Raw genomic sequence first — 25,645 nt, forward strand, 5'->3', positions numbered from 1 at the left:
CCGTCGGGCCCACCCCCGCGGACCGCTACGTGTCGGCCCACCTGGCGGCCCTCCGCGCGGCCGCCGGGATCCTCGCGGCGCGTCCGCGGCCGATGGACGGCCGCAGGCGGCGCCTGCGCAGCGCCTGGGAGCTGCTGCCGGAGGCCGAGCCCAAGCTCGCGGACTGGGCGGCCTACTTCGCGGTGAGCGCGACCAAGCGTGCGGCGGCCGAAGCCGGCATGGTCCGCGCCGTCACGCAGAACGACGCGGAAGAGATCATAGCGGAGGCGGACAGGTTCGTCGGCGAGGTCGAGTCGATCCTCGGCCTGCCCGGCCGTCCCACCCTGCCCATGGCCGGCTGACGCCGCGTCCTGGGCTGTGAGCCGGACCGTGACCGGACCCACCGGTGGGCCGGCGGTTCTGGCGCCGCAGACGCGACCGCCGACGTTCGCGTACTTGCCCGGCCCGTCTGCGGAACCGGCTGATTTCCTCGTCTGATCGACGATGCCGGAGGCGGCGCGGGGTACGCCCGCACGGCGACCATGTCCGCCCTCACGTCGTTGCTATTGGATCGCATCCCGGGTCCCGGTAGTGGGCGGGTGTGGATGATGGCGGGTATGGGAGGGGATCGTTGGCGCGGCCGTTTCTCGGCGGGCGCGTGTGTCCTGTTACTGATCGTGGCCGGCCTGGTGCTGTGGCGCGGCGTGCAGACGGCGAAGTTCGAGTTCGGCGACGTCGATCCCGCCAGTCTGGTGGTAGGGCTGGTCGCGCTGGCCCTGGCGGTATGGGCGGGGTGGCAATCCGCCCAGGCGCAGCGTGTCGGCGATACCGACACTGTGGCCTGGGCCGACCGGCTCGCCCAGGCGGTGCTGGTCGCCGAGACTCGGCAACGAGACCAGTTGCTGGGAGACGCGGGGCGGACGATCGATGTGGCTTTCACGCCGCGGCCCGCGCCCGCGCACAACGCGCGTGGTGCAATGCCTCATGGCGCCCTGGCCGACGTAACCGGCTATTTCGGCGACCTGTGCCCGCAGCGACTGGTCATCACGGGCCCACCCGGGGCCGGGAAGACAGTCCTGGCGGTCGAGCTCATCCTCGGAATGCTGGAGCGCCGCAAGCCCGGCGGGCCGGTGCCGGTGCGGATCTCGGCGGCCGGCTGGAATCCCGACGACGGAATGCAGTCGTGGCTGGTCGCTCACTTGATGCGGACCTTTCAGATGCAAGAGCGGGCGGCCGTGGCGCTGGTGGAGGCCTATCAGGTCATCGCGGTCATCGATGGGCTGGACGAGATGGACTCCGCGGATGAGCCCGGCTACGGTTCACGGGCCGGCCGGGCGCTGCGGGTCCTCAATCGCTACCAGCAGGGCCGGGACAAGGCGCGGCTGGTGCTGACCTGCCGCACCGGCCAGTATCAGGCGCTGACCGCCGGGCAGGTGTGGGCCCGCGACGCCGCGCGCATCGAGCTGGGGCCGGTCACTCCCGCCCAGGCCGGAACGTTCATCGAGGCGGCCGCCGGAACCGACCAGCTGACGCGCTGGCAGCCGGTGCTGCACGCCCTCAACCACCCCGGCCACCCGCTCGCCGGGGCGCTGGCCACCCCCTGGCGGCTGACCCTGGCGGTCACCGTCTACCAGCAGCGGCACCCTGCGACCGGCGCCTACCTGCGCGACCCCGCCGACCTGACCACCGGCCACGGCACCACAGAGCAGATCGGCGCCCACCTGCTGGATCTGTTCATCGACTCCGCCACCGCGGCTGCCACCGCAGCCGGTCGCAACCCTCGCGGTTACAGACCCGACAGGGTCCGCGCCTGGCTGACCGAACTGGCCGTCTACCTCACCTCCAACGCCACCCGGCCCCTGGTCGCCGGTCGATCCCTGTCCAGCACCGACCTTGTGTTGCACGAGCTGTGGCCGCTGGCCGGCGATCGCCCTCGCACTCTGACCCGTCTCCTGGCCGCCGTCGTCTTGCTGGCGCTCACACCGCTGGCCGCCGCTCTCCACTCCCGGCCGCTCTCGCTGATCGTTCTGCTGGTAATCGGCGGTGGCCTCATCGCGGCATGGAGGGATCACCCGTGGCCTGATCCGGCGAACATCGACCTGACGCAGCTGAAGACTCGCCGCGGCCGATGGAATTCACCATTTGGCTGGCGTTCGGGCTCGCGGGCGGGCTCGCGTTCACGCCCAGGTTCGGGCTCGCGGGCGGGTTCGGGCTCGCGTTCGGGCTCGCGGCCGGGCTCCTGGAGGGGCTCGAAGCTTCCGGTGTAAGCAGGGGGATCGATCGCCGCATGCCCCTGCTCAACGATCTCGCCGGCTGGCTCGGGACCGGGCTCCGATGGGCGGTCCTGGGTGTGGTGTTCACCCAGCATCCGGTCGGGCTGGCATTCGGGCTCACGCTCGGGCTCGTGCTCGGGCTCACGAGCTTCTCTGACGGGGGGCCTGTCGTAGCGCGGTACCTCATGTTGTTGATCGTCACTCGCGGTCGGTTGCCCTGGCGGCTGGGGCGCTTCCTGCGATGGTGCCACGCCGACGCCGGGCTGCTGCGAACCGCCGGCATCGCCTGCCAATTCCGCCATCGTGAACTTCAAGACCACCTGGCCGCGACCTCCCTGCCGTAGGCGCCGCCTGCGTCGTGCGGACGATGTGCACAGTCAGGGTGCGACCCGGATGAGCGCCGCCCCCCGGCCCGCCTGGGGCGGAGGACGGCTGCCGCCGTCTGCCGCCGCGCAGGGTGAGGATCGGGCGGACCGACATGTCCGCGATGGCGGCGGCATGGGCGTCGTGGGTGTCGAGCCCGGTGCCGCCATCGTGTGGACGAGCGTGACGGTCGTGGTCAGACGGGGTCGCGCTCCAGCGGGCAGCTCATGCAGCGGGGGCCGCCGCGTCCGCGGCCGAGTTCGCTGCCGCGGATCGTGATGACCTCGATGCCATGCCTGCGCAGGTGGTTGTTGGTCGTGGTGTTGCGTTCGTAGGCGACCACCACACCCGGCTCCAGCGCCAGCACGTTGCAGCCGTCGTCCCACTGCTCGCGCTCGGCCGCGTGCACATCCTGCGTCGGCGTGAGGACCTTGATGTCGTCCAGGCCGAGGGCCCGCGCGATCGCCTTGTGCATGTCCTCCGGCGGGTGGTCGGTGACCTTCAGCTCCTTGTCGGTGTCGCCCGGCTCCACGGTGTACGAGGGGAGCATGCCGAGCCCGGCGTACTTGGTGAACACGCCCACGTCGACGTTGGTCATCACGGTGTCGAGGTGCATGAACGCGCGGGTCTTGGGCAGGTCGAGCGCCACGATGCGGGTCGCCGACCCCGCCCGGAACAGGTTGGTGGCCAGCATCTCGACCGCCTGCGGCTGGGTGCGCTCGCTCACCCCGACGAGCACGACGCCGTCGCCGAGCACCAGCACGTCGCCGCCCTCGATGGTGGCCGGGGCCATGCGCACGCCCTCGTACCAGACGTTGAACCCGCCGTCGTCGGGATTGCCGTAACCCGCGGCGAACAGCGGATGCCAGCGATAGACGGCCTCGTAGTTGACGGTCTCCCGCCTGCGCGCCTTCTTGCGCATCGCGTTGATCGACACCCCGTCGTACACCCAGCAGGAGGTGTCGCGGGCGAACAGGTGGTTGGGCAGCGGCGGGAGGACGAAGTCGTCCATCGCGAGCGTGTGGAAGGTGATGGAGCCCGGGTCGCAGCCCAGCTCCATGATCTCGCGTTTGGTGATCCCGCCGGTCAGCAGCGGTGCGAGCGCGTCGGCGTCGAGGGAATCGAGCGTGTTGCGGATCGCGTCGGCGGCCAGCGGGCCGAACCAGTGCTCGTCGACGCTGCCGTCGAGGATGTGCTTGCGCGCGTCGGGGATCTCGATCACCTCGCGCAGGAGGTCACCGAGGTGGTGCACCGCGACGCCGCGTCCGGCGAGCACCTCGCACCACTCCCGGTGCTCCTCCAGCGCGCGCTGCACCCAGAGCACGTCGTCGAACAGCAGGCCGTCCTTGTTGCCCGGGGTGAGCCGCTTGAGCGCGAGTTCGGGAATGTCGACCAGGACGCGGCGAAGCCTGCCCACCTCGGAGCCCACGTGAAACGTCATGTCCTGCCTATCCCCGCGTGACAGGAATCACTCGTACCGACGGCTCCCCGATGCGGAGACGCCGCCCGTGACTACGCCGAGAGGGCGGGCACGGGGAGCCGCGTACGGGCCAAGACGGGAGGTCAGAAGGACTCGACGGCGCGGCGGGCCTCCGCGTCGAGCACGCCCCAGTGGATGAACTCCTCGGTCAGCTCGACCGGCGACTTGTCGTAGATGACCGCGAGCGAGCGCAAATCCTCCTGCCGGATGGACAGCACCTTGCCGTTGTAGTCGCCACGCTGGCTCTGGATCGTCGCGGCGTAACGCGCCAGCGGGCCGGCCTTGTCCTTCGGCAACTGCGACAGACGCTCCAGGTCGATGACCAGCTTGGGCGCGGGCGCGAGCGGGCTGGGCGCGGCTCCGCCGGGAAGAAGCTCCGACACCGGCACTCCGTAGAAATCCGCGAGCTCGGCGAGCTTCTGCACGGTCACCGCGCGGTCGCCCCGCTCATAGGAGCCCACGACGACGGCCTTCCACCGTCCGCGGGACTTCTCTTCCACACCGTGCAGGGACAGCCCCTGCTGGGTCCGGATGGCGCGCAGGCGCGCGCCCAGCGACTTGGCGTAGTCAGACGGCATCGTGTGGCCCCCGGCTTTCTATGTCTCTTCTCACTTGATTGTGCGTCCTTGTCCTAAGCGTTCCGAACACCGGGGCTGGTGGCCGAGACCGGCACCTTCGGTGACCGCTGCGTCGGGTTTTACCCAGGAAGGTCGCGTGTTGTGGTTACGGACAGTGACGGTAAAGCCGACACTCCCAAAGGTCAAGCTGATTGGAAAAAAGAGCGTCAAACAGTGCTCTCCCCGAAATCCCCGACACCCGGCGCCATGCGGCTTCCGATCCCCGATGCGTCACCGGCGCGTCTCCCGTCGCGTCCTCCCCGCGCCGCCGGCGAGCTCCCCCGGGGGTGCATCACCCCTGGCGGGAGGGGGGTTCGCAGACGGCCCTGATACTCTAAGCAGACCGAACACCCTTTAAGACCCGTCCTGTGAGGCGGGAAAGGCGGTGACTTTTTCATGTCTGATGCCCGAAATCCGGCCCGCGCCGTCCTGGAGGGGCCCGACATCCACCGGGCGCTCACCCGGATCGCACACGAGATCCTCGAACGGACCAGGGGCGCGGAGAGCGTCGTCCTGATCGGCATCCCCACCCGCGGCGCCACCCTCGCGCAGCGCATCGCCGGGCGCATCGCGCAGTTCGAGGGGATCAAGGTCCCCGTCGGCGCCATCGACGTCACGATGTACCGCGACGATCTGCGCCTGCGGCCCGCGCGCCCGCTCGGCCGCACCGAACTGCCCCCGGACGGCGTGGACGGCAGGACCGTCGTCCTGGTGGACGACGTCCTCTACTCCGGCCGCACCGTGCGCGCCGCGCTCGACGCGCTGAACGACGTGGGCAGGCCCAGGGCCGTCCAGCTCGCCACGCTCGTCGACCGCGGCCACCGGGAGCTGCCGATCCGCGCCGACTACGTCGGCAAGAACCTGCCGACGTCCAAGAGCGAGAAGGTCAAGGTCTTCCTGGAGGAGACGGACGGGCGCGACGCGGTCGTGCTCATCAAGGAGGACGACCGATGAAGCGTCATCTGATCTCGACCGGCGACCTCACCCGCGACGACGCCCTCCTCATCCTCGACACGGCCGAGGAACTGGCCCAGGTCTCGCAGCGGTCCATCAAGAAGCTGCCGACGCTGCGCGGCCGCACGGTGGTGAACCTCTTCTTCGAGGACTCCACCCGGACCCGCATCTCGTTCGAGGCCGCGGCCAAGCGCCTGTCGGCCGATGTGATCAATTTCTCGGCCAAGGGGTCGAGCGTGTCCAAGGGCGAGTCGCTGAAGGACACCGCGCTCACCCTGGAGGCCATGGGCGCCGACGCCGTGGTGATCCGGCACAGCGCCTCCGGCGCGCCGCACCGCCTGGCCAACTGGGTGCGCGGCAGCGTGGTCAACGCCGGCGACGGCACGCACGAGCACCCCACCCAGGCGCTGCTCGACGCCTTCAGCATCCGCCGCCGGCTGGGCCGGCTCGAGGGCCTGAAGGTCGCCATCGTGGGCGACGTGCTGCACAGCCGGGTCGCCCGGTCCAACGTGCTGCTGCTGCACACGCTCGGCGCGGAGGTCACGCTGGTCGCGCCGCCGACCCTGCTGCCGGTCGCGGTCGGGACGTGGCCCTGTCAGATCTCCTACGACCTCGACGCGGTGCTGCCCAAGTCGGACGTCGTGATGATGCTGCGGGTCCAGCTCGAACGGATGAACGCGGCCTACTTCCCCTCGGCGCGGGAGTACAGCCGCCGCTACGGCCTCGACCGCGACCGGTTCGCCCGTCTGCACGACGACGCCGTCGTCATGCACCCCGGCCCGATGAACCGCGGCATGGAGATCTCCGCGGAGGTCGCCGACTCGCCGCGGTCGACGATCGTCGAGCAGGTCACCAACGGCGTGACGGTCCGGATGGCCGTTCTCTACCTGCTGCTCGGCGGATCCGAGCCCGCGATCGGAGGCGCCGAATGAGCACCCACGAACTTCACGAGGGGACGGCTGTGAGCACCATCCTCATCAGGGGCGCCCGGATCCTGGGCGGCGCCCCGGGCGACATCCTGCTGCGCGACGGCGTCGTGGCGGAGACCGGCGACCTCGCGGGCGCGAGGGCCGACCAGACGGTCGACGCCGACGGGCTGGTCGCCCTGCCCGGCCTGGTGGACCTGCACACCCATCTGCGGGAGCCCGGCCGGGAGGACGCCGAGACGGTCGAGACCGGCACCCAGGCCGCGGCGCGCGGCGGGTACACCGCCGTCCACGCGATGGCCAACACCTCCCCGGTGGCCGACACCGCCGGCGTGGTGGAGCAGGTCTGGCGGCTCGGCCAGGAGCACGGCCACTGCGACGTGCAGCCCGTGGGCGCGGTGACCTCCGGCCTGGAGGGCCGCCAGCTCGCCGAGCTCGGCGCGATGGCCGACTCCGCGGCCCGCGTGCGGGTCTTCTCCGACGACGGCAAGTGCGTGTCCGACGCCGTGCTGATGCGCCGGGCGCTGGAGTACGTCAAGGCGTTCGACGGCGTCGTCGCCCAGCACGCCCAGGAGCCCAGGCTGACCGAGGGCGCCCAGCTCAACGAGGGCGAGGTGTCGGCCAGGCTCGGCCTGACCGGCTGGCCGGCGGTCGCCGAGGAGGCGATCATCGCGCGTGACTGCCTGCTCGCCGCGCACGTCGGCTCCCGGCTGCACGTCTGCCACGTCTCCACCGCGGGCTCCGTCGAGATCATCCGCTGGGCCAAGTCGAAGGGCTGGGACGTGACCGCCGAGGTCACCCCGCACCACCTGCTGCTGACCGACTCCTGCGCGGAGAGCTCGCCGCTCGGTTCGTACAACCCGATCTACAAGGTGAACCCGCCGCTGCGCACCGCCGAGGACGTGCGGGCGCTGCGCGAGGCGCTGGCCGACGGCACGATCGACTGCGTGGCCACCGACCACGCGCCCCATCCGGTCGAGGACAAGGAGACCGAGTGGGCCGCGGCGGCCATGGGCATGATCGGTCTGGAGACCGCCCTGTCCGTGGTCCAGGAGGCCATGGTCGACACCGGCCTGCTCGACTGGGCCGGGGTCGCCGACCGCATGTCGGCGCGGCCCGCGCGGATCGGCCGCCTGAGCGGGCACGGCCGCCCGATCGAGCCCGGCGCCCCCGCCAACGTCACCCTGTACGACCCGTCGGCCCGGCAGCCCGTGGACCCCGCCGCGATGGTGTCGAAGAGCCGCAACACCCCCTACGAGGGGCTGACCCTGCCCGGCCGCGTCGTCGCGACGTTCCTGCGCGGCCGCCCCACCGTTCTCGAAGGGAAGCTCGTATGACAGCCCTGCTCGTGCTAGAGGACGGACGCGTCTTCGAGGGAACGCCGTACGGCGCCGTGGGCGAGACGTTCGGCGAGATGGTCTTCAACACCGGGATGACCGGCTACCAGGAGACGCTCACCGACCCCTCCTACCACCGGCAGATCGTGGCGATGACCGCCCCGCACATCGGCAACACCGGCGTCAACGACGAGGACCCCGAGTCCCGCAGGGTCTGGGTCGCCGGCTACGTGGTGCGGGAGCCGTCGCGGATCCCGTCGAACTGGCGCTCCCGCAGGACGCTCGACGACTACCTGCGTGACCAGGGCGTCGTCGGCATCGCGATGCCCGGCACCCGGGCCCTGACCCGCCACCTGCGCGAGCGCGGCGCGATGCGCGCGGGCATCTTCAGCGAGGGCGGCGAGGTGGCCGAGCTCGTCGAGCGGGTGCGGCGCGCGCCCGGCATGGAGGGCGCCGACCTGGCCCGCGAGGTCAGCACGCCCGAGCCGTACGTCGTGCCGGCCGTCGGCCGCAAGCGCTTCACCGTCGCCGCGGTCGACCTCGGCATCAAGGCCATGACGCCGCAGCGGATGTCCGAGCGGGGCTGCGAGGTGCACGTGCTGCCCGCGACCGCCAAGGCGGCCGACATCCTCGCCCTCGACCCCGACGGCGTCTTCTTCTCCAACGGCCCCGGCGACCCCGCCGCCGCCGGCTACGCCGTCGAGACCCTGCGCGAGGTGCTGGGCGAGAGCGTGCCGTTCTTCGGCATCTGCTTCGGCAACCAGATCCTCGGCCGGGCGCTCGGTCTCGGCACCTACAAGCTGCGGTACGGCCACCGCGGGGTGAACCAGCCGGTGCAGGACCGCAGGACCGGCAAGGTCGAGATCTCCGCGCACAACCACGGCTTCGCCGTGCGCGCGCCGCTGGACGGGCCCTTCGAGACGCCGTACGGCGCCGCCGAGGTGAGCCACGTCAACCTCAACGACGACTGCGTGGAGGGGCTGCGCCTGCTGGACCGCCCGGCGTTCAGCGTGCAGTACCACCCCGAGGCGGCCGCGGGACCGCACGACGCCGCGTACCTGTTCGACGAGTTCTGCCAGCTGATGGACGACAAGAAGGGGGCCAAGGGTGCCTAAGCGTACGGACATCAGGTCCGTCATGGTGATCGGCTCCGGCCCGATCGTCATCGGACAGGCGTGCGAGTTCGACTACTCCGGCACCCAGGCCTGCCGCGTCCTGCGCAGCGAGGGATTCCGGGTCATCCTGGTCAACAGCAACCCCGCCACGATCATGACGGACCCGGAGTTCGCCGACGCCACCTACGTCGAGCCGATCACGCCGGACATCGTCGAGAAGATCATCGCCAAGGAGCGGCCCGACGCGCTGCTGCCCACGCTGGGCGGCCAGACCGCGCTCAACACGGCCGTGGCGCTGCACGAGGCGGGCGTGCTCGGCAAGTACGGCGTCGAGCTGATCGGCGCCGACATCGACGCCATCCAGGCGGGGGAGAACCGCGAGCGGTTCAAGGAGATCGTCGCGAAGGTGGCCGCCGAGCACGGCCTCAACGCCGAGTCGGCGCGCAGCGCGATCTGCCACACCATGGACGAGTGCCTGCGCGCGGCCGGCGAGCTCGGCTACCCCGTCGTCGTCCGCCCGAGCTTCACCATGGGCGGCGCGGGCTCCGGCTTCGCCCACGACGAGCAGGAGCTGCGCCGCATCGCGGGCGCCGGCCTCGACGCGTCCCCGACCACCGAGGTGCTCCTGGAGGAGTCGATCCTCGGCTGGAAGGAGTACGAGCTGGAGGTCATGCGGGACCGCAACGACAACGTGGTCATCGTGTGCTCCATCGAGAACATCGACCCGATGGGCGTGCACACCGGCGACAGCGTGACCGTGGCGCCCGCGCTGACCCTGACCGACCGCGAGTACCAGAACATGCGCGACGTCGCGATCGCGGTCATCCGCGAGGTCGGCGTCGACACCGGCGGCTGCAACATCCAGTTCGCGGTCGACCCGGAGACCGGCCGGATGATCGTCATCGAGATGAACCCGCGTGTGTCGCGGTCGTCGGCGCTGGCGTCCAAGGCCACCGGTTTCCCGATCGCCAAGATCGCCGCCAAGCTCGCGATCGGGTACACCCTCGACGAGGTCCCCAACGACATCACCAAGGAGACCCCGGCGTCGTTCGAGCCGTCGCTCGACTACATCGTGGTCAAGGTGCCCAGGTTCGCGTTCGAGAAGTTCGCCGGGGCCGACGAGACGCTGACCACCCACATGAAGTCGGTCGGCGAGGCGATGGCGATCGGGCGCTCCTTCCCCGAGGCGCTGCAGAAGGCGCTGCGGTCGCTGGAGAAGAAGGGGTCGTCGTTCAGCTGGGCGGGCGAGCCCGGCGACCGGGACGAGCTCCTGGAGGCCTGCCGCAGGCCGCACGACGGACGGCTGCGCACGATGCAGCAGGCCATCAGGGCGGGCGCCACCCCCGAGCAGGTCCACGAGGCCACGAAGGTGGACCCGTGGTTCGTCGACCAGCTCTTCGCGATCGACGAGGTCGCCCGGTCGATCACCGCGCTCGACCGGCCCACGCTGGAGCTGGCCAAGCGGCACGGGTTCAGCGACGCGCAGATCGCCGAGATCCTGGGCGTGCCGGAGGCCGAGGTGCGGGCCACGCGCCACGAGCTCGGCCTGCGGCCCGTCTACAACACCGTGGACACCTGCGCCGCCGAGTTCGCCGCGCGCACTCCGTACCTCTACTCGACGTACGACGAGGAGACCGAGGTGCCGGTGGGGGACCGGCCCAAGGTGATCATCCTGGGCAGCGGGCCCAACCGCATCGGCCAGGGCATCGAGTTCGACTACGCCTGCGTGCACGCGTCGTTCGAGCTGGCCAAGGCCGGCTACGAGACCGTGATGGTCAACTGCAACCCCGAGACCGTCTCGACCGACTACGACACCTCCGGCCGGCTCTACTTCGAGCCGCTCACGCTGGAGGACGTCCTTGAGGTCGTGCACGCCGAGCAGGAGACCGGGCCGGTGGCCGGCGTCATCGTGCAGCTCGGCGGCCAGACGCCGCTCGGGCTCGCCCAGGCGCTCAAGGACGCCGGAGTGCCCATCGTGGGCACCTCGCCCGAGTCGATCCACCTCGCCGAGGACCGGGGCGCGTTCGGCCGGGTCCTCGCCGAGGCCGGGCTGCCCGCGCCCAAGCACGGCACCGCGACGACGGTGGACGAGGCGAAGGCCGTCGCCGAGGAGATCGGCTACCCGGTGCTCGTCCGGCCGTCGTACGTGCTCGGCGGGGCCGGCATGGCCATCGTGTACGACGAGGACACCCTCGGGGCGTACATGGCCAAGGCGGCCTCCGAGCACCCGGTGCTGATCGACCGGTTCCTCGACGACGCCATCGAGATCGACGTGGACGCGCTGTTCGACGGCGAGGAGCTCTACCTCGGCGGCGTCATGGAGCACATCGAGGAGGCCGGCATCCACTCCGGCGACTCGGCCTGCGCCCTGCCGCCGATCACGCTGGGCGGCTTCGACATCAAGCGGATCCGCGCGGCCACCGAGGGCATCGCCCGCGGCGTGGGCGTGCGCGGCCTGCTGAACGTCCAGTACGCGATGGCCTCCAACGTGCTGTACGTCCTGGAGGCCAACCCCAGGGCCAGCCGTACGGTGCCGTTCGTGTCCAAGGCCACGGCGGTGCCGCTGGCCAAGGCGGCGGCGCGGCTGATGATGGGCGCGACGATCGCCGAGCTGCGCGCCGAGGGCATGCTGCCGGCCGGCTACGACGGCGGCACGCTGCCGCTGGACGCGCCGGTCGCGGTCAAGGAGGCGGTGCTGCCGTTCAACCGGTTCCGCGGCGTGGACACCGTGCTCGGGCCGGAGATGCGCTCGACCGGAGAGGTCATGGGCATCGACGAGTTCTTCGGCACGGCCTTCGCCAAGTCGCAGTCGGCGGCCTACGGCGCGCTGCCCACCAAGGGCCGGGCGTTCGTCTCGGTCGCCAACAAGGACAAGCGGGCCATGATCTTCCCCGTGAAGGCGTTGGCGGATCTGGGCTTCGAGATCCTGGCCACGGAGGGCACCGCCGAGGTGCTGCGCCGCAACGGCGTCCATGCCAAGATCGTGCGCAAGCACAGCGACGGCGCCGGTCCCGAGGGCGAGCCGACGATCGTGCGGCGCATCCTCGACGGGGAGGTGGACCTCATCGTGAACACGCCGTTCGGCAGCCCCGGCCAGTCCGGGCCGCGCCTGGACGGGTACGAGATCCGCACCGCCGCCGTCAACCGCGGCATCGCCTGCATCACGACCGTCCAGGGCCTGGCCGCCGCCGTCCAGGGCATCCAGCACATCGTCAGGGGCGACATCGACGTGCGTTCCCTGCAGGAACACGCCAGGAGGCTGCGAGACTAGCGCGGAGCCGCGCGAGCGGAGCGAGCGCCACGAACAAGGAGCGGAGAGTGGCCGGTAGTCCGGTTCAGGTCACGGGCACGGTGCTGACGACGCGCCGGGTGGACGCCTACCATGCGCTCACCGTCGTCGCCCCGGGCATCGCCGACCGGTTCCGGCCCGGCCACTTCGTCACGGTCGCCGTCGGAGGCCGCGACTCCTCGATGCTCACCCGGCGGGCCTTCGCCGTCCACGACGTCAAGCCGGACTACGGTGGCACGGTGGAGCTCGTCTTCGGCGTGCGCGGCGCGGGGACGGCCTGGCTCGCCGACCGCAAAGCGCGCGACACGCTCGACCTGGTCGGACCGCTCGGCCGCCCCTTCCCCCTGCCGCGCGACCCCTGCACCTGCGTACTGGTCGGCGACGAGCACGGCTCGGCGGCGCTGTTCGCGCTGGGGGACGCGCTGCAGCAGCGGGGCTGCCGCGTCGACTTCGTGCTGGGCGCGCAGTCGGCCGACCGGGTCTTCGGCGCGCTGCGGGCGCGGCGCATGGGCGAGACGACCACGCTGACGACCGAGGACGGCTCGCTCGGCATGCGCGGCACGGTGACCGACGTGCTGCCCGGGGTGATCGCCGACGCGCGGGCCGACGCGGTCTACGCGTGCGGGCCCATGGCGACGCTGCGCGGCGTCACGGCGGTCGCCGCCCAGTTCGGCATCCCCGTGCAGGTGGCCGTGGAGGAGTCCATGGCGTGCGGCATCGGCGTCTGCATGACGTGCGTCGTGCCCGTCATCGGAGACGACGGCGTGACCCGCATGGTCCGCGCCTGCACCGAGGGGCCGGTGTTCCGGGGCGAGCGGGTGCGGTTCGACGACGTCGGGACGATCCCCTTCGACGCGCTGGGCGCGCCCGGCGGGCGGCATGCCTGAGCCGGGACGGGAGGGCCGGCGGTGACGACCGACCTCCGGACCTACCTGGCGCACGTGGAGCTGCCCAACCCGGTCCTGACCGCCTCCGGCTGCGGCGGGACCGGCCGCGAGCTGGCCCACTTCTCCGACGTCCACCGGCTGGGCGCGTTCGTCACCAGGTCGATCACCATGGCCCCCCGCGCGGGACGGCCGACGCCGCGGATGGCCGAGACCCCCTCGGGGCTGCTGAACGCCGTGGGACTGCAGGGCCCGGGCGTCGAGGCGTTCCTGGAGCGCGAGCTGCCCTGGCTGGCCGAGCGCGGGGCCCGCACGGTGGTGTCGATCGGGGGCGGCACCGTGACCGAGTACACCGCGCTGGCGCGGCGCCTGGCCGGGGCCGAGGGCATCACCGCCGTGGAGATCAACCTGTCGTGCCCGAACGTCGAGGACCGCGGCAGGGTGTTCGCCCGCGACGGGTCCGCCGCGGCGGAGGTCGTGGCCTCGGTGCGCGCGGCCACGCCGTACGAGGTGCCGGTCATCGCCAAGCTGTCCCCGGACGTGGCGGACATCGTCGCGGTCGCGCGGGCGTGCGTGGACGGCGGCGCCGACGCCCTCGCGATGATCAACAACCCGGTCGGGATGAGCATCGACGTGGACACGATGCGTCCCGCGCTCGCCGCCGGGACCGGGGGCCTGTCGGGCCCCGCCGTACGGCCCCTGGCCGTGCGCTGCGTCTGGCAGGTCCACGCGGCGCTGCCCGGGGTGCCCATCGTGGGCATGGGCGGCGTGGCGACCGGCAGGGACGCCCTTGAGCTCGTCCTGGCGGGCGCCTGTGCCGTCGCGGTGGGCACGGCCCTGTTCCACGACCCCTACGCCTGCCCGCGCGTCCTGAGAGAGCTCGAGGAGCTTCTGCAGGCGCGCGGGTTCGACCGGCTCGCCGACGCGGTGGGCCTGGCCCACCGGCCGGCGGGCGCGCAACCACGAACGCGATCAGATCTCGAGGAGAGTTCGCTTTGACCACGCCCGCTCCCATCGCCGTAGCCCTGGACGCGCCCGACCTGGAGACCGCGGCCCGCTGGGCCGGCCTGGTCACCCCGCACGTCTCCACGGTGAAGGTCGGCCTGGAGCTCTACCTGCGGTACGGGCCCGACGTGATCGCCTCGGTGCGCGGCGCCAGCGGCGTGCGGGTCTTCCTGGACCTCAAGCTGCACGACATCCCGAACACGGTCGGCGCCGCCGCCCGCGCGGTCGCGCGGCTCAAGCCGACGTACCTCACCGTGCACGCCGCGGGAGGGCCCGCGATGGTCAGGGCGGCCGTCGAGGCGGCGCCCGGCACCCAGATCGCGGCCGTGACGCTCCTGACGTCCCTTTCCGAGGCCGATCTCGCCGGAATCGGCATCCAGGGACCCCCGGAGGACGTCGTGCGCCGTATGGCCGCCGTGGCCGTCGGGGCGGGCGCCCAGGCTCTCGTCTGCTCCCCCCGGGAGGTGGCCGCCGTACGCGCGGAGGTCGGCCCCGACGTGACGCTCATCACGCCGGGCGTGCGGCTCGCCGGCGCCGACACCCAGGACCAGGCGCGGGTGGCCACCCCGGAGGAGGCGATCGCCCAGGGGGCCGACCTCCTCGTGATCGGGCGGCCCATCACGGGGGCCCCCGACCCCGGCGCGGCGGCCGCCGGGATCGCCGCCGCGCTGCGCCGCGTCAGCCCCTGAGCGCTCGTCCGGGGGCGTGTCCGGCCGGAGCCGCGAAGCCGCCGGGAGGCGACCGCGCCCGGCCGTTCGCGGTCCGTTCCCGGCCCCTTCCCGGCGCGTGAACGTCTCATGCGCCCGTCACCAAGCGTCATCCGGTTCCGGTCCTGCTGAGGCGGTTTTGATCTACGAAGAGTAACTTTTCGAATACCAAAAGTAGTAAAATCAATTTTGTCGTCGCAGAACCCGCCCTTGACGTTGCCGTTACGGCCAAGACCAGCTAGTTTCCCCCATCGTCCGAGTACATCGACAAGAAATTCGAGGTGACCCGGCGTGGCTCTTCCTCCCCTGACCCCCGAGCAGCGCGCCGCAGCTCTTGAGAAGGCTGCCAAGGCACGCAAGGAGCGTGCCGAGGTCAAGAACCGACTCAAGCACGGCGCGGTTTCTCTGGCTGAGGTGCTGAAGGATGGGCAGACCGATGACGTCATCGGCAAGATGAAGGTCTCGGCTCTGCTGGAGTCGCTCCCTGGCGTCGGCAAGGTCCGCGCCAAGCAGCTCATGGAGCGCCTTGGTATCGCCGAATCCCGCCGCGTGCGGGGTCTCGGCGCCAACCAGCGCGCCTCCCTGGAGCGCGAGTTCGGCGGCGCCGAGAACTGATCTCGGCGGCGTACGAGCGAGTTTCACGGGGGTACGGAGTGACCGACACGTCCCGGTCCGCTGGAGATCGGGCCCACGAGGCAGTCGCGACCAGCGAGTTCCGGGCACGCGACGGTGACTCCTTGCCTCGCCCGCGCCTGACGGTCCTTTCCGGTCCGTCGGGTGTGGGGAAGTCCACGGTCGTCGCCGAGCTCCGGCGGTCCCACCCCGAGGTGTGGCTGTCGGTCTCGGTGACAACCAGGAAGCCCCGCCCGGGGGAGCGGCACGGCGTGGAGTACTTCTTCGCCGCCGACGACGAGTTCGACGAGCTCGTCGCCTCCGGCGAGCTCCTGGAGTGGGCCGAGTTCGCCGGCAACCGGTACGGCACGCCCAGGCGGCCGGTGCTGGAGAGGCTGGCGGCGGGCGTCCCCACCCTGCTGGAGATCGACCTGCAGGGCGCCAGGCAGGTGCGCACGACGATGCCCGAGGCCCTGCTGGTGTTCCTGGCCCCGCCGAGCTGGGAGGAGCTGGAGCGGCGGCTGCGCGGCCGCGGCACCGAGCCTCCCGACGTGATCGCCCGCCGCCTGGACGCGGGCCGGATCGAACTGGCGGCGGAGAAGGAGTTCGACCTCACGATCGTCAACACGTCCGTCAAGGACGTGTGCCACCGGCTGATAGCCTTGATGGGAAACTCACCTAGCTAGGGGAATCACTGACGTGGCAAGCAGCTCCGCCTACGCGGAAGGCATCACCAACCCGCCGATCGACGCGCTTCTCGACATCGTCGACAGCAAGTACAGCCTTGTGATCATGGGTGCGAAGCGGGCGCGCCAGATCAACGCTTACTACTCTCAGCTCGGCGAGGGCCTGCTGGAGTACGTGGGGCCCCTCGTGGAGACCCACGCCCAGGAGAAGCCGCTGTCCATCGCCCTGCGCGAGGTCTCCGAGGGTCTGCTCACCTCCGAGCCCATCGAGGGCTGAGCACCGCCTCGAGCCGATGACCTCTGTCGTGCTTGGCGTGAGCGCCGGCATCGCGGTCTACAAGTCCTGCGAGCTGCTCCGCCTTTTCACCGAGTCGGGCCACGACGTGCGCGTCGTGCCGACCCGGGACGCTCTGCGGTTCGTCGGCGAGCCGACCTGGGCGGCGCTGTCCGGCAATCCGGTGACCACCGAGGTGTGGGAGTCGGTGCACGAGGTGCCGCACGTGCGCATCGGGCAGTCGGCCGATCTGGTGGTCGTGGCCCCGGCGACGGCGGACGTGCTGGCCAGGGCCGCGCACGGCATGGCCAACGACCTGCTCACCAACACCCTGCTCACGGCGCGCTGCCCGGTGGTGTTCGCGCCCGCGATGCACACCGAGATGTGGGAGCACCCGGCCACGCGGGCGAACGTGGCGACCCTGCGCGAGCGCGGCGCGATCGTGATCGAGCCCGCCGTCGGCAGGCTCACCGGCGCCGACACCGGCCCGGGGCGGCTGCCCGACCCCGCCGAGATCTTCGAGGTGTGCCGCCGCGTGCTGGCGGGCGGGCGCGAGGACCTGGCCGGGCGGCACGTCGTCGTCTCGGCCGGCGGCACCCGCGAGGCGATCGACCCCGTGCGCTTCATCGGCAACCGGTCCTCCGGGCTGCAGGGGTACGCCCTCGCCCGTACGGCCGTCGCCCGGGGCGCGGAAGTGACGCTCGTGGCGGCCAATGTGACGCTGCCCGATCCCGCGGGCGCGAAGGTCGTGCGGGTGGAGTCGGCGCGGCAGCTGCGCGACGCGGTCCTGGCAGCGGCCGAGCACGCCGACGCGGTCGTGATGGCCGCCGCGGTCGCGGACTTCCGGCCCGTACGGCAGAGCGACACCAAGATCAAGAAGTCGTCCGCCGAGCCCGACCCGATCCAGCTGGTGAAAAATCCGGACATCCTGGCCGAGCTGGGTGAGATCCGCCGGGCCAGGCGGGAGGCGTACGCCGGGGGAGACGGGGCGTACGAGGCGCCGGCGGGCCGCGGGCCCGGAACCGGCGACGGCGCGGGCGCCCCGGAAGAGGCCGCGCCCGGCGGGCCCGGTCCCCGGGTGATCGTGGGGTTCGCGGCGGAGACCGACGACGTCCTGGCCAACGGCCGGGCCAAGCTGCGGCGCAAGGGCTGCGACCTGCTCGTGGTGAACCAGGTCGGGGAGAACCTGGCGTTCGGCACGCCGGACAACGCGGCCGTCGTCCTCACGGCGGAGGGCGGCTCCGTGGACATTCCGAGGGGTCCCAAAGAGGATCTCGCCGACGTAGTGTGGGACTTGGTGGCGCAGCGTCTCGCCTGACCTTCGCGTGGTGCCGGCGCGGGCGCCCGCCCCGCCCCCCGCAGGTCGTGCATCGAGGGAGCGATCGTCATGCCGGTGTCGGCCACGATCAGGGAGCGCTGCCGGGCGATGCTCGGCCCCGGCGAGGACATCCGCTACGTGTTTCCCGCGGTGGCCCTGCCGCCCCCCGCCACGATCGGGTTCCTCGTCGTGGTGACCGACCGCTCGATCACTCTGCTGTCCACCAAGATGTTCAGCAGGGACGAGCCGTCCGGGGTGTGGGCCCGATACCCCCGCCGCACCCGCCTCGGGCCGCTCGAGTTCGGGTCGGGCCCCCGGATCGAGATCGGCGGGATGACCCTGGAGGTCGACGACGAGTACGCGGCCGTGGTCGCGGCGGCGGACGCGGAGGCGTTCTCGCCCGGTGACCTGCCCAGAGATCCCTTACCCGACCTCTGACTCGCCGTCCGGGGGAGTGGCAGGCCTTCTCCCGGACTGCTGACCCTGTGACCGGAACCCGGACGGCTTCGCCGCTCCGCAGCGCCTAGGGCTAGACTCGCGTGAGCATCGGGTGGCCGCGGTAGGGCTCGGGCTCTACCGCCGGTCACTCATGGACGTCAGCAGCCGCTGCATGAGGAGCCCTGAGTTGTCCCGTCGCCTGTTCACCTCCGAGTCGGTCACCGAGGGCCACCCGGACAAGATCGCCGACCAGATCAGTGACGCGATTCTCGACGCCATGCTCAAGGACGACCCCAAGAGCCGGGTCGCCGTCGAGACGCTGATCACCACTGGCCAGGTCCACGTCGCCGGCGAGGTGACGACGGAGACCTACGTCGACATCCCCGCCCTGATCCGCGAGAAGATCCTCGAGATCGGGTACGACGCCTCCCACAAGGGCTTCGACGGCGCCTCCTGTGGCGTGTCGGTGTCCATCGGCGCCCAGTCGCCGGACATCGCGCAGGGCGTGGACGACGCCTACGAGCACCGTGAGGGCGAGGGCGCCGACGACTTCGACCGCCAGGGCGCGGGCGACCAGGGCCTGATGTTCGGCTACGCCTGCCGCGAGACCCCCGAGCTGATGCCGCTGCCGATCACGCTCGCGCACCGGATGGCCCGGCGGCTGTCGGAGGTCCGCAAGAACGGCACGGTTCCCTACCTGCGCCCGGACGGCAAGACCCAGGTCACGATCGAGTACGACGGCGACCGGCCGGTCCGCCTCGACACCGTGGTCGTCTCCACTCAGCACGCCCCGGAGATCGACCTGCGGGAGATGCTGACCCCGGACATCCGCGAGCACGTGGTCGAGCCGATCCTGGCCGACCTGGACATCGAGACCGAGGGCTACCGCCTGCTGGTCAACCCGACCGGCCGTTTCGAGATCGGCGGCCCGATGGGCGACGCCGGGCTCACCGGCCGGAAGATCATCATCGACACCTACGGCGGCATGGCCCGCCACGGCGGCGGCGCGTTCTCCGGCAAGGACCCGTCCAAGGTCGACCGCTCGGCCGCCTACGCCATGCGCTGGGTCGCCAAGAACGTCGTCGCGGCCGGTCTGGCCGACCGCTGCGAGGTCCAGGTCGCCTACGCCATCGGCAAGGCGCAGCCGGTCGGCCTGTTCGTCGAGACGTTCGGCACCGAGAAGGTGCCGGTCAACGTGATCCAGGACGCGGTGCTCCAGGTGTTCGACCTGCGTCCGGCCGCGATCATCCGCGACCTCGACCTGCTGCGCCCGATCTACTCCGAGACCGCCGCCTACGGCCACTTCGGCCGTGAGGGCTTCTCCTGGGAGTCCACCGACCGGGCCGACGCCCTGCGTACGGCCGCCGGTCTGTGACCCGCTCCTGACGCGTACGGCGACCACTGTCGCCCCAGGCGGCGCCCGCCCTTGCGGCGGGCGCCGCTCGCGTGTGCGCGCCGCCGGTCCGGGCCGTCGGTCCGGGCCGTCGGTGCGGGCCGTCGGTGCGGGCCGTCGGTGCGGGCCGTCCACAGGCGGCGGGCGTACGTGCGATTGCGGCGCGCCGGGTCTGGTAGGACGTAGGAGTGACCGAGCCGACCCCCGTTCCGCACCCGCAGGAGGCGCTCCTCCCGGTACCCCCCGCCGCCGCCATCGAGCGGCAGCGGGGTAGTGCGGAGCGGCAGCGGGGAGACAGCGAGCGGCAGCGGGGTAGTGCCGAGCGGCAGCGGGGAGGCGCGGGTGGGACGCGGACGGGCGCGGCCAAGGGCGCGCGCGAGGCGGCGCAGGAACTGCCCGTCGCCCGGGTCGTGGTGGACACGCCGCTGCCGCACCTCGACCGGCCCTTCGACTACCTCGTCCCCTCCACCTTGGACGCCGAGGCGGTGCCCGGCTGCCGGGTGCGCGTCCGCTTCGCCGGGCAGCTCGCCGACGGCTATCTCCTCGAGCGGCTGGCCGACAGCGAGCACACGGGCAGGTTGTCCTTCCTGGAACGGGTGATCTCCCCGGAGCCCGTCCTCACCGCCGACATCGCCCGGCTGGCCCGCGCCGTGGCGGACCGGTACGCCGGGACCATGCCGGACATCCTGCGGCTGGCCGTTCCGCCGCGTCACGCCCGGGTCGAGTCCGAGGCGAAGGCTCCCGCCCGCCGGGCGGAGTCCGCCGGCGGGGAGGTTCCGGCGCCCGCCGCGCAGCGCGTCCGCGCGACGCCGGACACCGGCGGCGCACCCTCCGCCGAGGGCGGGGAGATCGCGGGGCAGGAGCCGGTTCAGGAAGACACGGCGCACGCGCGCACGACCCACGGGGACGCGATCCGGGCGGACACCGCGGACGCGGGCACGGCTCGCGCCCGCGAGGGCGCGGCGCCGGACGACACGGCCCCGGACGACACGGCCCCGGACGACACGGTGCCGGACGACACGGTGCGGAAGGAGACGGCCGGGGCGGGTACGGCGCGCACGGACGGGGCCCGCGCGGAGGGGGCACACGAGGGCGCGGCGCCGGACGACACGGCCCCGGACGACACGGCGCGCGAGGCCGTGACAGGGGAGGGCACGCCGGGCGGGACGGCGGGACGGCGGGCGGCGCGGGCGTACGGTGACGCCTGGAGGGCCTACCCCGCGGGCGCGTCCTTCCTGGAGGCGCTGGCCGAGGGCAGGGCGCCGCGCGCCGTGTGGACGGCACTGCCCGGCACGGACGCCGGCGGGCCGTCGTGGCCGCACGCCATCGCGGCCGCCGCGCGGGCGACCCTCGACGGCGGCCGGGGCGTCGTCGTGGCGGTGCCCGACGGCAAGGACGTGGCGCTGGTGACCGCGGCCCTGGGCGAGACGCCGCACGTGGCGATCACGGCGGACCTCGGGCCCGCCGAGCGCTACCGGCGCTGGCTCAAGGCGCTGCGCGGCGAGGTCGGGATCGTGGTGGGCAACCGCCCCGCGGCCTACGCGCCGGTGGCCCGGCTGGGGCTGGCGGTCGTGTGGGACGACGGCGACGACCTGCACGCCGAGCGCCACGCGCCCTATCCGCACACCCGGGAGGTGCTCGGCCTGCGCGCCCACCAGGCCGGTGCGGGCCTGCTGGTCGGCGGCTACGCGCGTACGGCGGAGGCCACGGCGCTCGTCGAGACGGGCTGGGCCGCCCCGCTCGTCCCGGACCGGGCGGCCGTCAGGGCACGGGCGCCCAGGGTGCGCCCGGCGGGCGACGACGCGGAGCTGGCCCGCGACCAGGCGGCCAGGGCCGCCCGCCTGCCCAGCGTCGCCTGGCGGGCGCTGCGGGAGGGGCTGGAGCACGGGCCGGTGCTCGTCCAGGTGCCGCGCAGGGGTTACCTGCCCGCGCTGGCGTGCCGGCACTGCCGCGCCCCGGCGCGCTGCTCCGGGCTGCCACCGGCGCGCCCGGCCCCGCCGCCGGATGCCGCCCCGGGAGGCGCGGCGGCGCGCGGCGGCGACGCGCGGGGCCGTGACGGGACGGGACCCGGCCGCGGACCGGGTGTCCTCCCGGCCGTCCGCGGCGCCGAGGTCCGCACCGATGCCCACGGCGCCGGAGCCGGGACGGGCCCGGCGGGCGGCAGGGCGAGGATGCTCGCGGAGCCGGTGCCGGCGGAGTCCCCGGCCACGGGACCGGTCTGCTCGGGCCCGCTCGCGCTGCGCGGCGGGCACGCCGTGCCGTACTGCCGCTGGTGCGGCCGGATCGCGGGCGACTGGCGCTGCCCGTCGTGCGGCGGAACCGGCGTACGGGCCGTCATCGTCGGCGCGCGGCGCACCGCCGAGGAGCTGGGCCGGGCCTTCCCGTCGGTCGCCGTCCGCACCAGCGGGCGCGACGGCGTGCTCGCGACGGTGAGCGGCGCCCCGGCGCTGGTGGTGGCGACGCCCGGGGCCGAGCCCGTGCCGGACGGCGGCTACGCGGCCGCGGTGCTGCTCGACGGATGGGCGCTGCTGGGCCGCCCCGACCTGCGGGCGGCCGAGGAGGCGCTGCGCCGCTGGACCAACGCCGCCGCCCTGCTGCGGCCGGCGGGGGAGCTGGTGGTCCTGGCCGACGCCGCGGTGCCCGCCGTCCAGGCCCTGCTGCGCTGGGATCCCGTCACCTTCTCCGAACGCGAGCTCGACGAGCGGGCCGAGCTGGGCTTTCCCCCGGCCGTGCGGATGGCGACGCTGACGGGGCCGGCGGCGGCGATCAGGGAGACGCTCGCGGACGCCGTGCTGCCGCCGGGAGCGCAGATCCTGGGGCCGGTGCCGGTGGAGGGCGGGCCGGAGCGGGCCATGGTCCGGGTGCCGCGTCACCTCGGATCCGCACTGGCCCGCGCGCTCAAAGGCGCCTCCGGTGTGCGCTCCGCGCGCAAGGCGCCGGACGTGGTACGTGTGAACATTGATCCTCTCGACCTCATCTGACCGATTCGCCTCGCACTAAGCGAGCCGTTAGCGTGCCTGTGTGTCGATCGAATGGGTGAACCGGGCCATCGACGGCCTCCGCGCCTGGGGGCGCGAGCGGAACGTCGAGGTCGACGTCGACGAGGTACGTCTGCTGTGCGACTACGCCAGCGACTACCTAGAGGTGAACGAACTGGGTGATTTCCGGCCGGGCACCTTCGAGGAGCTCCTGCTGGAGATCTATCCGCGCAAGGTCATCGCGCCACCGGAGAGCGCGCCGGAGACGGTCGCCGCGGCGCGGACACTGGTCGAGTTCCTGCTGGACACGGGCGAGATCGGCAGCAAGACGGCCGTCCGCATGCGGGAGACCATCGACCGCATCGAGCCGGAGATGCCGCGAGCGCTCGCCGACACGTCCAAGTTCGGCATGGCCAAGAGCCTGTTCAGCGCCATCGGGCCCGACTCGCTGGAGCTCGACGCGGCCCAGGGCGCGTCCGCCGAGGGCGCCGCGGACGGCGGCGAGTGCGACTGCCCCGGATGCGCGCCCCTGCCGCCCGTACGGCTCGCGCCGCGCGAGGAGGTGGCGCGCGCCGTCCGCGAGGTGCCGCTGCTGCGCGACGCCCACCGGGTGGTGGGGTGGCTGGTGGAGGGCGGCCGGACGGTGACGACGCGCCGGTCCCTGCGGGTCAGGGACGCGCGCGCGTGCACGGCCGAGCTCGGCGTCGAGCGTCCCGAGCCGGCCTGGCGTCTCGCGCTCGACCTGGGCCTCGCCCGGCTCGACGGCACGGCCGTCGCGACCGGCGAGGTGTTCCGCGAGCTGAGCTCCCGCGGGGAGGAGGAGCTGCTCGGCCTGTGGCGGGAAACGCTGGAGTTCCTCGTCGAAAGATGCGGGTCGTTCACCGGGGAGGCGGTGGTGGACGAGGGGATGTCCCAGATCCACGACCTGCTCTACCGGCTGCAGTCGCCCGTCCCGGTGGACGCGCTCGCCGACTACCTGCGCGAGGTGGCCGCCGGGCGGCCGGTGGGCAGGCTCGACGAGGCGCTGAGCGCTCTGGCGTACGCGGGAACGGTCCAGCCCACCGAGGACGGCCTGGCCCTGACCCCGCACGCGCTGTGGGGCCTGCGCGAGCTGTACGCCGGCATGGGCCTGGACGCCCCGCTCGCGCCGGCCCCGGCCGAGGGGGACGCGAGCGGATTGATCGCCGGCCTCATCGGCGACGGCACGGCGGACGAGGCGGCCGAGCGGGACATCGCCGAGTGGCTGTCGCGGCGTACCCCCGAGCAGGCGGCGGCGGAGCTGCTGGCCGCCGTGGCCGGAGCCCCGGCGGAGGTGCGCGGGGTCGCGGTGACCATCGTGGACCGGCTGGGCGTGGAGGCGGCGGCGGTCGTGCGGTCCTACCTGGACGACGCCGAGCTCCGCCCGCACGCCATCCACTGGCTGTCCTCGCGCGGCCTCGACGCGCCCGCGCTCACCCCCGAGGAGGTCCTGTGGGTGAGCGTCGACATGCTCGCGCTGGCGCTGCCCGCCGCCGAGGCCGACCCGGAGGGCTTCGCGGAGAACATCGCGGCCTCGGGCCCGCCCGCGCACCTGATCGAGGACATGTGGCGGGTGGACCATCCCGACGTGGTCGAGGTTCTCGAACTGCTCGGCAGCACGCTGGCGGACCAGGCGGCGGCCAAGGCCGCCCGGAAAGCGGCTTTCAAGGCTCGTTCGCGGGGCATCAGGTGACTGCTGTGCAGTAAGTTGCTGGAATGGCCGACAGCGACGTGCTCACCTTCCCGCCGGTCGACATCGTCCCAGACGAGCAGCTCGTCCACGTGGTGCGGGAGGTCCCGCTCGTGCGGGACGCCCGCCGCCTCGCCGAGTGGGTCGGCGGCCGCTGCGACGCCTCCGCGCGGGGCGTCTGCGAGGTGACCGAGCAGGGGATGCCGCACCCGGCCGAGGCCGAGACGGCGATCGCCGAGCTGGGCCTGGAGGCCGCCAGGCTGCGCCTGCTGTGGGTGGTCGCGGTCAACGGCCGTCTGGTGGAGGTCACCCGGCAGGGCGCGCGCCCCGGGCCCGGCGTGCCCGATCCGATGGAGTTCTGGGACGGCGTGGTCATGGACGTGCTCGACCGGACCGAGGAGGGCCTGACCGGGTCGGCCGTCATCGACGAGCACCTGACCGAGATCCTCGCGACGATCTACTCGGTGCGTGAGGGGATGCCGCTCGCGGCCCTGGCCGGCGGCATCCTTCAGGCCCACGAGGTGGGCTGCGAGGCGCGGCCGGCGGATCTGCGGCGGCTGCGGATGACGCTGCCGGGGGAGCTGGCGGCGGCCATGGCGCTGCTGGAGTACTGCGGGCTGATCGAGCTGACCGGCGAGCTGGTCCGGCTCACCCAGCCGGGCGTGTGGGCCGTACGCCGGGACCTGCTCAGGGAGGGCCACGACGCGCCGTCTCTGGGAGAGGTGGCCGCGCTCGCCGAGCTGGGGGCCGCCGAGCTCATCGACGCCATGCTGACCGGCCGGGCCTCGGCCAGCGCCGCCACGCTCTGGCTGGAGCGCCGGGTGCCGGAGGACGCGGCGCGCGAGCTCATCAAGATCGCCGCGTCCGGCAACGCCGCCCAGCGCGGCACCGCGGGGACCGTGCTGGAGGAGCTGGGCCCGGAGGCCGAGCAGGCCGTACGGGAGGCTCTGGACGAGCCGATGATGTGGCGTTACGCCGCGGCCTGGCTGGGCGTGCGCGACCTGGACGCGCCGGCCCTCGGCGAGGGCGACGGCGCCTGGGTCGCGGTGGACACCCTCGCCGCCCTTCTCTACATCGGCGCCCCGGTCGACTCGGTGGCCCACTTCGACCTCCTCGGGGAGGACCTGCTCACGCTGGTGCCCGAGATGGGCCGCGCCGATCATCCCGATGCCCTGGCCGTGCTGGAGATGCTCGGCAGGCACCACCCCGATCCGCTGATCGCGAAGACCGCCAGGAAGACGGCGATGAAGGTGCGCTCACGCCCGTAGACTGAGGTGATCCTCCTCGTGTACGTGACGTGAACGGAGCC

22 protein-coding genes are annotated in these 25,645 nt (G+C 72.8%); 20 read left to right on the top strand and 2 right to left on the bottom strand.

The features are described from left to right. From AAH991_RS25625 to AAH991_RS25635, 3 genes are all read left to right on the top strand, one after another. Window positions 1-341 (top strand): SAV_6107 family HEPN domain-containing protein (locus AAH991_RS25625; RefSeq protein WP_346228459.1); only part of this gene is annotated, 341 nt, incomplete at its 5' end. Between the two features lie 255 nt (window positions 342-596). Continuing rightward, entirely contained in the window at window positions 597-2,246 is a 1,650-nt protein-coding gene (locus AAH991_RS25630; RefSeq protein ID WP_346228460.1) for an NACHT domain-containing protein, read from the top strand. A 20-nt stretch (window positions 2,247-2,266) separates the two neighbouring features. Next, a complete protein-coding gene (locus AAH991_RS25635; protein WP_346228461.1) occupies window positions 2,267-2,596 on the top strand; it encodes a hypothetical protein in 330 nt (109 codons plus the stop codon). A gap of 215 nt (window positions 2,597-2,811) precedes the next feature. Here AAH991_RS25635 and AAH991_RS25640 read toward each other — a convergent pair whose 3' ends face one another. Together AAH991_RS25640 and bldD are read right to left on the bottom strand one after the other, a co-directional pair. Beyond that, entirely contained in the window at window positions 2,812-4,056 is a 1,245-nt protein-coding gene (locus tag AAH991_RS25640) for an arginine deiminase (protein WP_346228462.1), read from the bottom strand. Window positions 4,057-4,178: 122 nt separating this feature from the next. Next, window positions 4,179-4,673, bottom strand: a complete 495-nt coding sequence (gene bldD / locus AAH991_RS25645) for a transcriptional regulator BldD (protein WP_030508976.1) — start codon at window positions 4,671-4,673, stop codon at window positions 4,179-4,181. Window positions 4,674-5,108: 435 nt separating this feature from the next. Between bldD and pyrR the strand changes: the two genes are divergently transcribed. The 17 genes from pyrR to AAH991_RS25730 all read left to right on the top strand — a co-directional run bounded on the left by pyrR (window position 5,109) and on the right by AAH991_RS25730 (window position 25,604). Then, window positions 5,109-5,666, top strand: coding sequence for a bifunctional pyr operon transcriptional regulator/uracil phosphoribosyltransferase PyrR (gene pyrR, locus AAH991_RS25650; protein WP_169978594.1), 558 nt, complete (start codon window positions 5,109-5,111; stop codon window positions 5,664-5,666). Further along, entirely contained in the window at window positions 5,663-6,598 is a 936-nt protein-coding gene (locus AAH991_RS25655) for an aspartate carbamoyltransferase catalytic subunit (protein ID WP_346228463.1), read from the top strand. Before pyrR ends, AAH991_RS25655 begins: the two co-directional genes overlap by 4 nt. 29 nt (window positions 6,599-6,627) lie before the next feature. After that, window positions 6,628-7,929, top strand: a complete 1,302-nt coding sequence (locus tag AAH991_RS25660) for a dihydroorotase (protein WP_346228464.1) — start codon at window positions 6,628-6,630, stop codon at window positions 7,927-7,929. Beyond that, on the top strand, window positions 7,926-9,044 hold the full coding sequence (gene carA / locus AAH991_RS25665; protein ID WP_346228465.1) for a glutamine-hydrolyzing carbamoyl-phosphate synthase small subunit: 1,119 nt from the start codon (window positions 7,926-7,928) through the stop codon (window positions 9,042-9,044). Before AAH991_RS25660 ends, carA begins: the two co-directional genes overlap by 4 nt. Further along, a complete protein-coding gene (gene carB, locus AAH991_RS25670; protein ID WP_346228466.1) occupies window positions 9,037-12,315 on the top strand; it encodes a carbamoyl-phosphate synthase large subunit in 3,279 nt (1,092 codons plus the stop codon). Before carA ends, carB begins: the two co-directional genes overlap by 8 nt. Window positions 12,316-12,362: 47 nt before the next feature. Next, entirely contained in the window at window positions 12,363-13,220 is an 858-nt protein-coding gene (locus AAH991_RS25675) for a dihydroorotate dehydrogenase electron transfer subunit (protein ID WP_346228467.1), read from the top strand. 21 nt (window positions 13,221-13,241) lie between these two features. Then, window positions 13,242-14,216 carry a dihydroorotate dehydrogenase gene (locus tag AAH991_RS25680; RefSeq protein WP_346228468.1) on the top strand — a complete coding sequence of 325 codons (975 nt, stop codon included), beginning with the start codon at window positions 13,242-13,244 and terminating at the stop codon, window positions 14,214-14,216. Then, window positions 14,213-14,911, top strand: a complete 699-nt coding sequence (gene pyrF / locus AAH991_RS25685) for an orotidine-5'-phosphate decarboxylase (RefSeq protein WP_346228469.1) — start codon at window positions 14,213-14,215, stop codon at window positions 14,909-14,911. The genes AAH991_RS25680 and pyrF overlap by 4 nt, the downstream gene beginning before the upstream one ends. Before the next feature lie 309 nt (window positions 14,912-15,220). Then, window positions 15,221-15,544 carry an integration host factor, actinobacterial type gene (gene mihF / locus AAH991_RS25690; RefSeq protein ID WP_169978578.1) on the top strand — a complete coding sequence of 108 codons (324 nt, stop codon included), beginning with the start codon at window positions 15,221-15,223 and terminating at the stop codon, window positions 15,542-15,544. 122 nt (window positions 15,545-15,666) lie between these two features. Further along, window positions 15,667-16,227, top strand: coding sequence for a guanylate kinase (gmk, locus tag AAH991_RS25695; protein WP_346228470.1), 561 nt, complete (start codon window positions 15,667-15,669; stop codon window positions 16,225-16,227). 13 nt (window positions 16,228-16,240) lie between these two features. Next, the gene (gene rpoZ / locus AAH991_RS25700; protein WP_169944735.1) at window positions 16,241-16,504 is read left to right on the top strand and encodes a DNA-directed RNA polymerase subunit omega; all 264 of its coding nucleotides are present in this window, start codon (window positions 16,241-16,243) and stop codon (window positions 16,502-16,504) included. Window positions 16,505-16,520: 16 nt separating this feature from the next. After that, on the top strand, window positions 16,521-17,819 hold the full coding sequence (coaBC, locus tag AAH991_RS25705) for a bifunctional phosphopantothenoylcysteine decarboxylase/phosphopantothenate--cysteine ligase CoaBC (RefSeq protein WP_346228471.1): 1,299 nt from the start codon (window positions 16,521-16,523) through the stop codon (window positions 17,817-17,819). A 69-nt stretch (window positions 17,820-17,888) separates the two neighbouring features. Then, window positions 17,889-18,257: a hypothetical protein gene (locus AAH991_RS25710; protein WP_169978572.1), complete on the top strand. Its 369-nt coding sequence runs from the start codon at window positions 17,889-17,891 to the stop codon at window positions 18,255-18,257. A gap of 187 nt (window positions 18,258-18,444) precedes the next feature. After that, window positions 18,445-19,632 carry a methionine adenosyltransferase gene (metK, locus tag AAH991_RS25715; RefSeq protein WP_346228472.1) on the top strand — a complete coding sequence of 396 codons (1,188 nt, stop codon included), beginning with the start codon at window positions 18,445-18,447 and terminating at the stop codon, window positions 19,630-19,632. 206 nt (window positions 19,633-19,838) lie between these two features. Beyond that, window positions 19,839-22,631 carry a primosomal protein N' gene (locus tag AAH991_RS25720; protein WP_428834028.1) on the top strand — a complete coding sequence of 931 codons (2,793 nt, stop codon included), beginning with the start codon at window positions 19,839-19,841 and terminating at the stop codon, window positions 22,629-22,631. Window positions 22,632-22,671: 40 nt separating this feature from the next. Beyond that, window positions 22,672-24,339: a hypothetical protein gene (locus tag AAH991_RS25725; protein ID WP_346228473.1), complete on the top strand. Its 1,668-nt coding sequence runs from the start codon at window positions 22,672-22,674 to the stop codon at window positions 24,337-24,339. A gap of 23 nt (window positions 24,340-24,362) precedes the next feature. Next, window positions 24,363-25,604 (top strand): hypothetical protein, encoded by a 1,242-nt coding sequence (locus AAH991_RS25730; protein WP_346228474.1) that lies wholly within the window; start codon window positions 24,363-24,365, stop codon window positions 25,602-25,604. Window positions 25,605-25,645: the final 41 nt, after the last annotated feature.

The organism is Microbispora sp. ZYX-F-249, assembly GCF_039649665.1.
GTDB classification, from domain to species: domain Bacteria; phylum Actinomycetota; class Actinomycetes; order Streptosporangiales; family Streptosporangiaceae; genus Microbispora; species Microbispora maris.